This window comes from Longibacter salinarum, from assembly GCF_002554795.1.
GTDB lineage: Bacteria > Bacteroidota > Rhodothermia > Rhodothermales > Salinibacteraceae > Longibacter > Longibacter salinarum.
In genome coordinates, this window is record NZ_PDEQ01000001.1 from 265,204 (window position 1) to 277,664 (window position 12,461).

A 12,461-nucleotide genomic window follows, 5' to 3' on the forward strand; every position below is an offset into this window, starting at 1 on the left:
GCCCCGAAATGGGGCAGGCCGCGATCTGCAGTAGAACGTGGTGTGATTGCCTACGCGACGGTAATCTCATCGTCGAGGTACACGTCCTGGATGGCGTTGAGCAGTTCGACGCCGTCTTCCATCGGTTTCTGGAAGGCTTTGCGTCCGGAGATGAGGCCCATTCCGCCGGCGCGCTTGTTGATCACAGCCGTGCGGACCGCCTGGTGCAGATCGTTCTCACCGGAAGAACCGCCCGAGTTGATCAGGCCGCAGCGTCCCATGTAGCAGTTGACGACCTGGTAGCGCGTCATGTCGATCGGGTGATCGGTCATGAGGTCCGAGTAGATGCGCTCGTCGAGCTTTGCGTACGAGCCGTCTCTCTCTTCGCGCATCTTCTTGAAGCCGTAGTTCACCGTCGGCTGCTTCGCCTTGATAATATCGGCTTCGATCGTGACACCGAGGTGGTTGGCCTGTCCGGTCAGGTCGGCCGAGGCTTCGTAGTTCGTGCCGTCGATCGTGAAGTCGGAGTTGCGCACGTAGCACCAGAGGATGGTCACCATCCCGAGCTCGTGAGCATAGGAGAACATCTCCGAGATTTCCTGCAGTTGGCGACGCGATTCTTCCGATCCCCAGTAAACGGTTGCGCCAACACCGACGCAGCCCATGTTGTACGCGTCTTCAATGCGCGTGAAGGGCACCTGGTCGTACTGGTTTGGATACGACAGCAGCTCGTTGTGATTGAGCTTCAGGATGAAGGGAATCTTGTGGGCGTATTTGCGCGCCACAGAGCCGAGGACGCCAAAGGTGGAAGCCACGCCGTTGCATCCGCCCTCGATGGCGAGTTCGACGATGTTCTTCGGATCGAAGTAGGCCGGGTTCGGCGCAAACGAGTTGCCACCCGTGTGCTCGATGCCCTGGTCGACCGGAAGGATGGAGAGGTAGCCGCTGCCGCCCAGTCGGCCCGCATCGAAGAGCGCCTGCATGTTTCGCAGGACGCGCGGATTACGGTCTGAGTCCCGCCAGACGCGGTCGACGAAGTCCGATCCCGGTAGATGGAGCTGATCCTTTGATACTTTGCACTCGTGCTCGAGAAGATCTTGGGCCTCATCACCGAGCATGTCGGCGATGCGAGAGATGGTTGCTTCAGCCATAGTTACCTGTCCTAATTACAGGGTGAACGAAGAAGTTCGGACGTTGCGACGGGGAAGAGCCGCCCACCGGATCCGGGGCGTCCGTACGGTTCTGATTTTCAAGTAAAAGGTGACGCCCATCCGGCTGCGTCGGGTAAGGTACGAAACAGATGGTTGGGTCTCCACACCCAAATCATAGCGGTTCGGCGCATCTTTGTTGATTTCAAGTTCAGAGTCAACGTTCAGGGTTCAGCGTTCAGAGTTCAAGGTTCACGGTTAGGTACCGGACAGTTTGGTTCCACCACGGAATGGTTCCGTGCGACGTCGAGAAACGGACCGCGTCAGCCCCACACGTCTCGGAAACGAGGCGTTATCGTCGAGAAATGACGCACTCTCACACTCCCATACCCACATACTCCCGTCCATGTCGGAGCAGCCGCGCCGGGGAATGTGGACGTGACGTGGGTACCAGTGAAAGTGTCCGGTAGCTAACGCTCGACGTTCTAACGATTCAACGCCACAACGTCTCAGCGTCCCAACGTTTTAACGTCGAACGTTCTAACGTGTCAACGTTGACAGCGTCCATCGGAAGGCCCAGTGCCACCGGATGTCGGGAGAGGAGAGGCCGGCTGCCAGGGCGATGGAGCGGAGTTCGTCGGCTCGGAAGCCGCGGCGTACGCTAAGCGGGGCATCGTGACGGTACATCGATGATGCCGGGAGCAGTCGGCTCAGGGTGAGCACGCCGAGGTAAGCGAGCATGTGCCTGTGCAGGTCGTTGATGATGATACCGTGACGGGCGACACGGTCCATTTCGCGCAACAGCGTCGCGGCGTCGTCGGCCTCGAAGTGATGGAGGAAAAGCGAGGCGATTGCGACGTCGAAGTGATCGTCCGGCATGTCCAAATTCAGCGCGTCGCCCACGCGGACATCCACTCGAGTCCGCATCCGTGGGCTGAGCGTCCGGTCGAGATGGCCGCGAGCGTACTCGACGGCACCGGCATTCAGGTCGATTCCCACCACCTCCAGCCGGCAGGCCTGCGAGTGTCCGAAGCGAATGAGGTCGACGAGGCTGTCGCCGCCGCCGGTCCCGATGTCTAGGACCCGAAGCCGCGAGTGATTCTGTAGCAGCGGGCGCAGGGTGCGCCGAGTCGCAGCATAGCCGCCCAGGAGACGGTTCGTCCAGCGAAGGTCGCGCAGGGCGCCCTCCAGTCGCTCGTCGGTGATGGAAAAGTCATCCATGATCTCGTCGGCATGGATGCGCTTGCGTAGGTCGGGAATGGAGAAGGCGATGGCTGCATGAGCGGTGTGTGATTGGAGACCGGCAAGCTGCCCCTATACTTTTCCTGTGTGGCGTAATGCACGAAGGTGGTAGATCGAGCGGTTGACGTTAACGGGAGGATAACCTGAAAGTGATCTGGTAGACTATCGGTTTAAAAAAATTTCCCTTAGTCTATTCGCGTACGATTGTAAATTCAGCACTTGGCGCTGCCGCGATTGAGGGGTTCCCTCCGAAGTTTATCGTTGAGCTGACAACGTGGGCGATATCGATTTGAGTTAAATCACCCTCTTTGCTAGGGGCTGCCAAAAGAAGCGATTTCACTCCGGTTCATAAACTAGACAAGGCGCATGAGAAGTTCGCTATTATACGTTTTCGCATTCTTAATCATGATCGCCCTGCCGTCATCGGCGTTGGCACAAACGACGATTGTCGCCAACGATTTTGAACAAGGGCTTGGCACAGCAGCAGGCTGGACGACATTCGATGCCAGCGGTTCGAATAACTGGGTCGTGGACTCATATAGCGGCAACCAGTTTGCCGAGATGACCGAGTATCAAGGAGATGGCACGCACGACGACTGGTTGATTTCTCCAGAGATCAACCTAGATAACTTTACGGGTGAGACGCTCGAATTTGCAACGGCTGTTGGATACAGCAGTGGTCAGGCACTCGAGGTCGTGATATCAACGGACTACCAACCGAGCGTTAATTCTGATCCGGCGTCGGCCACATGGACCCCACTCTCGGCTAACTACCCTAGCAATGCCAACGGATTTAGTTCACAGGAGTCATCTGGCACGATCGACCTTTCGTCCTTCTCTGGCACGGCATACCTGGCCTGGCATTTCGACGAAACAAGCGGTCAGGGCACATGGCAACTCGATGACATTGTCGTAGAGGGATCCTCTACGCAACCCGTTCTCAGCTTTGTGAATGAGACAGGCACGATTTCGGAGGACGGCGGGTCCACAACGATTACCGTGGAGATTCAGAACGTAAACGGATCAGGGGTAAGTGCAGATGTGGCCTTGAGTGGTCTCGGCGGTGCGGAAGCCGCCGACCTCGATGTCTACACGGCGCAGACGGTTTCATTTCCCGCATCCGCAAGTAACGGCGACACGCAATCGATCACAGTGAATGTCACGGACGACTCCGAGGTGGAAGGCGACGAGGTCGCCATATTCTCGCTTGAGAACGCGAGCGGTGCGTTCGCCAGTGCAGAAAATTTCAGTCTCACGATCACGGATAACGATGCCGTGCTCGTGATCAACGAGATTCTAGCTGATCCTGCACCGGATGCCGCTGGTGATGCCAACGGCGATGGCACACGCGACGGCTCGGAGGATGAGTTCGTCGAGATCTATAACTCTGGAACAGAGAGCGTCGACCTTAGCGGGTATGTAATCCAAGATGGATACGGTGATCGGCATACGTTCCCAACAGGAACGACGCTGCCTGCGGAAACGGCTGTGGTCGTATTTGGTGGAGGATCGCCATCTGCCTCCATTCCGGGTGTTGTGCAGACCGCATCTAGCGGGATGCTCGGCTTCAACAACAGCGGCGATACAGTCACGTTGGTCAACGCCGGCGGAGGAACCGTTGGTACAGCGTCTTACGGGAGCGAGGGCGGAAACGATGAATCGTTGACGCGCGAACCAGACTTCACCGGTTCGTTTGTGCAGCATTCTACTGCATCCGGTTCGGGGGGCGCGTTGTTCTCGCCCGGTCGCACACTGGACGGATCGGCGCTCCCGGTCGAACTCGCGGCGTTCGATGGTCAGTTCACCGGATCGAGCATCGCGCTGACGTGGAAGACCCTCTCGGAGACGAAAAACGCCGGTTTCGAGATTCAGCACAAGGCGCCGAGCGCGTCTTCGTTCTCCGGCGTTGGCTTCGTCGAAGGAAATGGCACGACCAATCAGGCGTCGGATTACCGTTTCATTCTGAACTCGACGCAGCCTGGAACGCATACCTTCCGCCTGATGCAGGTGGATGTGGATGGAGAAGAGACGATCCATTCCCCGATTACGGTGCAGGTCACAGGTGACCCCGTTTCGCTCACCGGCCCAAATCCGGCTACGCCGGGGGACCGTGTCGGCGTCTTTGTCCAGGTCGAAAGCACGCAGCAGGTCGATGTCGCGGTTTACAACCTGCTCGGCCAGAAGGTGGCCACCGTGTACAACGGACCGATCTCGGGCAGTAGCACGCTGAACAAGTCGCTCGATCTGTCGTCCTTCACCAGCGGTGTGTACTTCGTGCGCGTCATCGGTGAAACGGTGTCTGCGACCGAGCGGCTGTCTGTCGTGCGCTAGGCGACGCATTGTCGTGCGCTAAGCGACGCATTGTTGTACGCTAGGCGACGAAGTATCGTGCGCTAGCGTCACGAACGTATGGTTCAGGCTCACGGGCTTTCATCGTGAGTCACGCGCGGGATCGGTCTCCGGATCGGTCCCGCTTTTTTTAGCTCACGGTTCAGAATTCAGAGCCCGCACGGCGGAGAGCCTTCGTCGATTCAAAGGTACGGACCTCCCGTTGGTCGGTCCTTGCTGTGCGCGCAATACAAGGCTCGGTTGATCACACGCACTGTGTCTTCTGCGTGATTGCGAAAAGACCCCCTCCGGTCTGCGAATAGACATGAACGACCGCGCTTACGTTTTCGCGACCATCCGCCAAACGGGTTGTCAACGCCCCAACGTCTAACGACTCAACGCCTGACCGACGCCAATAACTCCGCAATGCCCAATCCCAAATCCATAAACCCGCGTCCCCCCAGACCTCACACCCCAAACCCCGAACCTCACAAACAATTGTTCATCGAAAATGACGAACGTACATTACGAGATTGGAACGTTTCAGGCCTATTATGAACGAAGTGGCCCCCTCAACCAACCCCCGTTCCGATGAAGCGTTTTGTCGCCTGGTGTGTCGCTCTCCTCACGATCATTCCGATTTCCGGCGCATCGGACGCGCTCGCACAGACAACCGTGTGCGACGGGCAAACCGGGTTGACCTTACTGACGTGCGTTCAATCTGGGTATTCGATGACCAGTCCGCAGGGCTACGGTCCGGCCCGCGACATCCTCTATGGCACGATCGATTCGGACGGAAACGAGCTGGAGGGATTCTACACGGGCTACACCATCCAGCTTGATCCCGGGCAGGATCCGTCACAGGATGCTTATGACAAAGACATTAACGCGGAGCATGTCTACCCGCAGTCGCAGGGGGCCAGCGGAAGTCCGCAGAAAGGGGACATGCACAATCTGCGTCCGACCCTCGTACAGGCCAACAGCGATCGCGGCAGTCTTCCCTTTGGAGAGAGTCCGGATTCGCAGACGAACGACTGGTATTATCTGACGACGATTACGTCGGCGCAGCCGTCACCGCAGAATATTGATCTGTACAGCGAACGCGGTAGCGGCGTGTGGGAGCCGCGCGAGTCGGTCAAAGGCGATATCGCTCGTGCTGTATTTTACTTCTACACAATTCACCGGCAGGAGGCTAACGGCTCGTTCTTCGACGGCATGAAAGACGTGCTGCTGACGTGGCACACAAACGACCCGGTGACGCAGGTGGAGTTGGATCGAAGCGCAGCTATAGCCAGTCACCAGGGCAACGAAAACCCGTTCGTCCTTGACGAAACGCTCGCAGACCGGCTGTACAGTGGGGACGGCGGCTCCGATCCGAATCTAATCACATTGATCGACGAGGACTTCGAAAGCACGCAGTTCGACGCGGCCTGGGAAACCGTCAGCGACGGGGGAAGCAACGACTGGATTGTCGATGAGCATAACGGCGACCACTTCGCCGAGATCACGGAGTTCCAGGGTTCTGGCTCGCACGACGACTGGCTCATCATGCCGGAAATCGACTTCGATGCTCAGGAAGACGAGCAATTCTCCTTCGACACCGTTGCCGGCTACCGGTCGGGAGATGCTCTTTCAGTCCGGATCTCGACCGATTACGACGGCTCCGGCAATCCGTCATCCGCCACGTGGACCGAGCTCAATGTGACGCTCAGTTCGCATCAGGGAGAGTACTACGCATCTGCGCCGACGGGGTCGGGCATCGTGGATTTGTCCTCGATTCAGGGGACCGGCCACATTGCCTTCCACTTCGTCCAAACGGCCAGTGACTACGGAACGTGGCAGGTCGACAATGTTCTTCTGCAGGCAGCCAACCCCATCCCTGTCGAACTTGCATGGATGCGGGTCCGACCAGACGGGATGGATGCTGCGTCCGTCGAGTGGGCAACGCTCACGGAAACCAATAATGCCGGGTTCGACGTGCTGCACCGGGCGCCGGGCATAGAAAGATACCGCGCCGTCGCCTCGGTCAACGGCGCCGGCACGACGACGGAGATGCAGCGCTACAACGTGCAACTGACAGGGCTCGATGCGGGCACGCACAGCATTCGCCTCCGACAGGTTGACCTCGACGGCACGGCCACGCTCACGGCTCCGGTCGAGGTGTCGGTTGCGGGCTCGGAGGCGGTTCAACTGGAGGGGCCGAGTCCAATGCGCGCCGGGCAAACCGCAGCGGTCGTCGTTCGACCCACGGCCACGGGACCCGTTACCGTTGAGATGTTCGACATCATGGGGCGGCGCGTCCGGACGCTGCACCGCGGCACCGCGCAGGAAGGGAGCAGGGTGAATGTGAAGCTGGATGCGAAGGGACTCGCAAGTGGTTCTTACTTTGTTCGCGTTACCGGTGGAGGGCTGATGGAAACGATGCGCGTGCCGGTCGTTCGGTAGTATGAGTGCGCCGGATCGACCCACCAACCTTCGTCACATCGCGTCCCATGAGCACAGACACCGCCCCGTTACTTTCGGTACGCGATGTTACGGTTGAGCGGGGAGGCAAGACGATCCTTGACCACGTCTCATTCGACGTCCGGGCGGGGGAATGGCTCGGGGTGATCGGGCCGAATGGTAGCGGGAAGACCACGTTGCTCCGCGTTGTAAGCGGTGCGATGGACGCGTGCGGCAGCGTGGACCTGAAAGGGCGCACGATTGACACGTGGGGCGCTCGAGAACGGGCCCAGACGCTCGCCTTCGTTCAGCAATCGACCGGGACGGCGTTCGACTTTACCGTGCGTGATCTCGTTCTACTGGGACGTGCGCCTCACCGCGGTTGGCTGTCGTCATTCTCGGCCTCCGATCGTGCGGCGGTGGACCGCGCGCTGGCCGAGGTCGACCTGGAGGGGTTCGCCGATCGCTCGATCCAGTCGATGAGCGGAGGCGAGGTGCAGCGCGCGTTCTTGGCGCAAGCGCTCGCCCAGGATGCAGACCTGCTGTTGCTCGATGAGCCGACCACGCATCTCGACGTACACTACCAGTTTCGCCTGCTGGACGCGGTGCGCGCACAAGTCAATCAAGGAAAAACGGTTCTTGCGGTCGTTCATGATCTCGAAAGCGCAGCCCGGTATGCCGATCGGCTGCTCGTCCTGTCCGAGGGAAAACGGGTTGCCACGGGCGAACCGGCGTCCGTCCTAACCCCCGAATGCATACGCGAGGTCTTCGGGATGGAGGCCACCGTCCGTCAGGACAACCCGCTCCGCATCGATTACAGCACGCCGCGATCGCGTGGGTGAAAATACCCGCGTCATAATGAAACGGTATCTCCCTGCGCGCGTGCCTATCGCGCCCCGTGTCCTTTCCGTATCCGCTCCGTCCACACGATGAAGAAAATCTACACGCGCACCGGCGATGACGGAACGACGTCGTTGTTCGGCGGCGACCGCGTTGGCAAAGGCAATGCACGCATCGATGCGTATGGCACCGTCGACGAAACGAACTCGGTCGTCGGTCTGGCGCGAGCGCACCTGAACGGTGACCCAGGAGCCGAACGGCTGGATCCCGTCTTGCAGGAGATCCAGGATGAGCTCTTCGTGGTGGGAGCCGATCTCGCGACTCCCATGGATGCGAAGCCGGTCGTACCGCGCGTCACGGATGACCACGTGAAGGAGGTGGAGAACCGCATTGACGCGTTCGATGAGGAGCTCAAACCGTTGAAAAACTTTATCTTGCCGAGCGGTACGGTGGCTGCGACGCAGTTGCATCTCGCGCGCACGGTGTGTCGGCGGGCGGAGCGCATCCTGGTGAAAGCAAGCGCCACAACCACGTTCAACGAGACGGCGGCGCATTATCTGAACCGCCTCTCCGACCTGCTTTTCGTTCTCGCACGCTGGGCCAATAAGCAGTCCGGCGTTCGTGAAGATACGTGGTCGCCAACATCGGCAACGGACGCCGGCGGGGAGGCCACCTGATGGGTCGCCTTACAAAGGCGTTCTCACCGTCCACAACGAGAGACTCCGTTCGAGTTTTCGTCGAGTCCTTCACGATTCACCCGGTTCGAACGTGTCTCCGTGGCACGAGCATTGATTTTCATAGATGCTGGGTCGTTTCTTACCAGACGACTCCTTCGCGACATCTATGTACCGCTTCACGCGAATTCTCCCACTTCTATGGCTCGCCGTTCCCCAACGGGTCGTCTTCCCGCCGCCGCTGCCCTCGTCTTCCTCTTTTCGTTGACGCTACTGTCATCGGGGCCGGCGTGGTCGATATCGTCTTCCACAATGTCGTCCACGACCTCGAACGCGGCTCGATCGGCTACCGATAATGCCTCTGCCGACGCCTTTGGTATTGAGCGAAAGAAGTACACGGTTGAAGAACACCGCGTACGTCGGAATCAGACGTTTGCAGATCTGCTCTTGAAAGAGGGCGTCGAGTACCAGGACATCGTGCAGCTCGCGGATGAGACCCGGGATGTGTTCGATGTGCGCGACATTAGAGCGGGACGCTCGTACCGCGTGTACCGGAATCCGTGGCTCGAACGGGCGCGGTACATTGTTTATCGACCGGATGCCGTTCGGTACGTCGTCTTCGACGTGCGATATCCGGAGCGGAGCCGCGTTGGGGAGCGACCGGTGTCGGTTGCGTGGCGAACGGCCGGTGGCACGATTAAGTCGTCGCTCTATCAGACGCTGATGGAGTCGGGCGGGCGACCGCAACTCGCCATTCGACTGTCGGAGGTGTTCGCGTGGCAGATTGACTTCTTCCGCATCCAGCGGGGCGATCAGTTTCGCGTGGTGTACGAGGAGCGCACGGTCGACGGCCAGCAGATTGGGCCGGGCGATATCGTAGCCGCGTACTTCGTTCACCGTGGACGCACCTATTACGCCTACCGATTCAACGATGGGGAGGGAAGCGAGTACTTCGACGAGAAGGGAAATAGTTTGCGTCGGGAGCTACTCAAGGCGCCACTCCAGTTCTCTCGTATCAGCTCGCGATTTACGAACCGCCGATATCACCCCGTACTGAAGCGCTACCGCCCGCACCACGGCACAGACTACGCGGCCCCGACCGGCACGCCGGTTCACTCCGTCGGGGACGGCGTCGTCCTTTTCGCGGCGTACAAAGGGTACAACGGCAACTACGTCAAGGTGCGCCATAACGCCACGTATACCACGGGATACCTTCACCTCTCGCGCATCGCAAAAGGCATTCGCCCGGGGACGCGCGTCAAGCAGGGCGAAACGATCGGCTACGTTGGTAGCACGGGCCTGTCCACGGGTCCGCACCTCGACTACCGCTTCTGGAAGAATGGCCAGGCGATCGACCCATACAGCATTGAGCTTCCCCCCGCACGTCCGGTCGCGCCGCAACACATGACGGCCTTCACACAGGTTGTTGACGGACTGCACAATTTCCTGCTGAATCACTCGCCGCGTACTACGTTTGCGGACGCCAGGCTCTAAGCCCCGTCGTTCGCAGGACCCCTTCCTTTTCTTCGGCTCCTCTGACGTCGCATGGATGTTTCGGTCTGTAGCGCGGCGTTTCCCCTCGACGGCCCCGGAATTCTCGTTCACGGCGGCGCGTGGGATATCCCGGACGAAGCGCTCGCAGACCATCGTGACGGTCTTCGCACCGCCATCGAAGCCGGCCGTGCTGCGTTATCCGAAGGGCAAGCTGCTGCTGACGTCGCAGCCGAGGTCGTTGCTGCTCTCGAATCCCATGGGGCGTTCGATGCGGGGCGCGGGGCCATGCTCAATCAGGAGGGGCGCGCACAGCTCGACGCCGGCATCATGGACGGAGCATCGCTCTCATACGGGTCCGTGATGGCGGTCGAGCGTCTGGCCAATCCGATTCGCGTGGCTCGACGACTGATGGACGCGGGGCGAGGACAGGTGCGCATGCTCGCAGGACGAGGCGCCGAGCAGTTTGCAGCGGCGGAAGGAATGTCTGTTGTCGATAACGGAGACCTGGTGTGCGAGCGGGAAAAGAGCCGCTACGAGAAGCTGTCCGGAGAGGCGGGCGTGTACCACACGAGCCAATCGTTTTTGCCCGGCGTGCCCGAAACGCAAACGTCTGGAGGCCACGACACCGTTGGGTGCGTTGTACGGGACCGCGACGGTCGGTTTGCAGCGGCGACGTCCACCGGGGGCACGCCGTTCAAGCCGCCGGGACGGATTGGCGATTCGCCGTTGCCCGGCGCCGGCTTCTACGCAAATGAAGACGCAGCCGTAAGCTCAACTGGATGGGGCGAAGCGATCGCCGCCGTCGTTCTTGCGCACTCCGTCGTACGGGCGGTCGAGGAGGGCACGTCCCTCCAGAACATTGCAACGTCATGTTTGGAGGACATGCATCGGAAGATCCAGAATCCCGACGGGGAGGGAGCGTGTGCGGGATTAATCGCTGTCGACCGGTCCGAGGTCGTGTGGGCGTTCACGACCCCGCGTATGGCCCGCGCATTCTGGACCCCGGCACGCGGAGATGTTCAGATCGAGATCGAAAGACGATAGCGTTACCAACCGATTCGGCGTGTCGTCTCTTCTTCTTTCTCTTCTTTCTTGCGCTCCTTCGGGGGATTGGAGGCGACGGGACGTGCGGGCGCATCGATCTGTGCTCCGTCGAACGAGCGGATGTCGACGCCCGAGTAGTAGAAGGAAAGCATATCCTGATAGTCGCGCCCCTGGTCGGACATCTCGTGGATGCCCCACTGGCTCAGGCCGACGCCATGGCCGAAGCCCCGACCACTGAAGCGATAGGTGTTTCCGTTGCGTGAGGCATCGAACCATGTACTCTTCAGGTCAGCATCAGGCAGCCGGCGTGTGATAGCCAGTCGAAAGTTGTTGGCGCGAACGGTCATGCGGCCGCCCGGCGTAAGGAGCGTGACGGTTTTGAGGCGGCCCTCTGAGCTGCGTTTCCCCAGGACGAAGCCGGTAATCCGAGTCCCAAACTCGTTCGACAGCGCGGAAAGCAGTTGAGAGCTCGGGACCGAGGTGCTCCACCTGTGATGGGGCGAGTTCCGGTCGTACGGGTCGCGCTTGCCGCGGAGATACGGGAGAACGTCTTTCGCATCCCACACGTCCTCGTTATTCGCCGTATGACCGCCACTGGAGGAGAAGTAGACGGCTTCGATCAGGCTGCCGTCGTAGGTGAGTACCTGGCCGGCGGTTGCCTGTGTAGCGCGTCTCGAGGTTGGCGTGATGGCTCGGACGCCGCGATAGACCTGGGAGACGGTGTTGTCGACGTGATCGTAGTCGCCCGAGTTGAACTTATCGGATGCACGAACGCCGTACGTTCTCGCGACAACGGCCATTGCCTTCGACCCCTCGAGATCCTTGAACCCATATTCTGCGGCGACGACGCTCGCCACGTAGTCGTCGAGCGGGGCGTGGTTGACCAACTGCAGGGACGATCCGTCCGGTTCAACATGAAGCGGGCCGGTGTACGCACGCGTCACATCGCCGCTCGTCAGGGTCCACGTAACACCCTCGTCGGGCTGAATGTCGAGCGCCGAGGCGTAGATGCCGTCGGCCGACCGCTCGATGGCCACCTCGGGTCCGCGCAACGAGAGGGTTGCAGACTCGCCGGGGCGCAGGCGCATGACCGGAGAGGAGGTGCTGGGCAGGTGGATCCGAAGATCGCCTCCGGTCGCTTTCACGCTGACAGATGTGGGTTTCTGGCTGCCGAGCACGCGCACTCGCACGTGAGGGTCGGATTGCGCCGCGGTGTCCTTGACACAGAAGGACAGCAGTAAGACGGCGATACATACGCGAACGATCATGG

The 12,461-nt window shown here is 60.1% G+C and carries 9 protein-coding genes; 6 read left to right on the forward strand and 3 right to left on the reverse strand.

Annotation, left to right across the window (positions count from 1 at the left end; translation table 11 throughout):
• Window positions 1–50: 50 nt before the first annotated feature.
• Window positions 51–1,130 carry a class I fructose-bisphosphate aldolase gene (locus CRI94_RS01075; protein ID WP_098073811.1) on the reverse strand — a complete coding sequence of 360 codons (1,080 nt, stop codon included), beginning with the start codon at window positions 1,128–1,130 and terminating at the stop codon, window positions 51–53.
• A 537-nt stretch (window positions 1,131–1,667) separates the two neighbouring features.
• On the reverse strand, window positions 1,668–2,348 hold the full coding sequence (locus tag CRI94_RS01080) for a methyltransferase domain-containing protein (protein WP_098073812.1): 681 nt from the start codon (window positions 2,346–2,348) through the stop codon (window positions 1,668–1,670).
• A 426-nt stretch (window positions 2,349–2,774) separates the two neighbouring features.
• Here CRI94_RS01080 and CRI94_RS01085 point away from each other — a divergent pair, with 426 nt between their 5' ends.
• The 6 genes from CRI94_RS01085 to CRI94_RS01110 all read left to right on the forward strand — a co-directional run bounded on the left by CRI94_RS01085 (window position 2,775) and on the right by CRI94_RS01110 (window position 11,191).
• Window positions 2,775–4,700 (forward strand): lamin tail domain-containing protein, encoded by a 1,926-nt coding sequence (locus tag CRI94_RS01085; protein ID WP_179862100.1) that lies wholly within the window; start codon window positions 2,775–2,777, stop codon window positions 4,698–4,700.
• 588 nt (window positions 4,701–5,288) lie between these two features.
• Complete coding sequence (locus CRI94_RS01090; RefSeq protein ID WP_098073814.1) at window positions 5,289–7,142, forward strand: endonuclease; 1,854 nt, start codon at window positions 5,289–5,291, stop codon at window positions 7,140–7,142.
• A 47-nt stretch (window positions 7,143–7,189) separates the two neighbouring features.
• Window positions 7,190–7,981, forward strand: a complete 792-nt coding sequence (locus CRI94_RS01095) for an ABC transporter ATP-binding protein (protein ID WP_098073815.1) — start codon at window positions 7,190–7,192, stop codon at window positions 7,979–7,981.
• 87 nt (window positions 7,982–8,068) lie between these two features.
• The gene (locus CRI94_RS01100; RefSeq protein WP_098073816.1) at window positions 8,069–8,656 is read left to right on the forward strand and encodes a cob(I)yrinic acid a,c-diamide adenosyltransferase; all 588 of its coding nucleotides are present in this window, start codon (window positions 8,069–8,071) and stop codon (window positions 8,654–8,656) included.
• Window positions 8,657–8,854: 198 nt separating this feature from the next.
• A complete protein-coding gene (locus tag CRI94_RS01105; RefSeq protein ID WP_245846022.1) occupies window positions 8,855–10,147 on the forward strand; it encodes a peptidoglycan DD-metalloendopeptidase family protein in 1,293 nt (430 codons plus the stop codon).
• Window positions 10,148–10,198: 51 nt separating this feature from the next.
• A complete protein-coding gene (locus CRI94_RS01110; RefSeq protein ID WP_098073818.1) occupies window positions 10,199–11,191 on the forward strand; it encodes an isoaspartyl peptidase/L-asparaginase family protein in 993 nt (330 codons plus the stop codon).
• A gap of 2 nt (window positions 11,192–11,193) precedes the next feature.
• Here the strand turns inward: CRI94_RS01110 and CRI94_RS01115 are convergent, their stop codons facing one another.
• Window positions 11,194–12,459: a SpoIID/LytB domain-containing protein gene (locus CRI94_RS01115; RefSeq protein WP_179862101.1), complete on the reverse strand. Its 1,266-nt coding sequence runs from the start codon at window positions 12,457–12,459 to the stop codon at window positions 11,194–11,196.
• Window positions 12,460–12,461 lie beyond the last annotated feature (2 nt).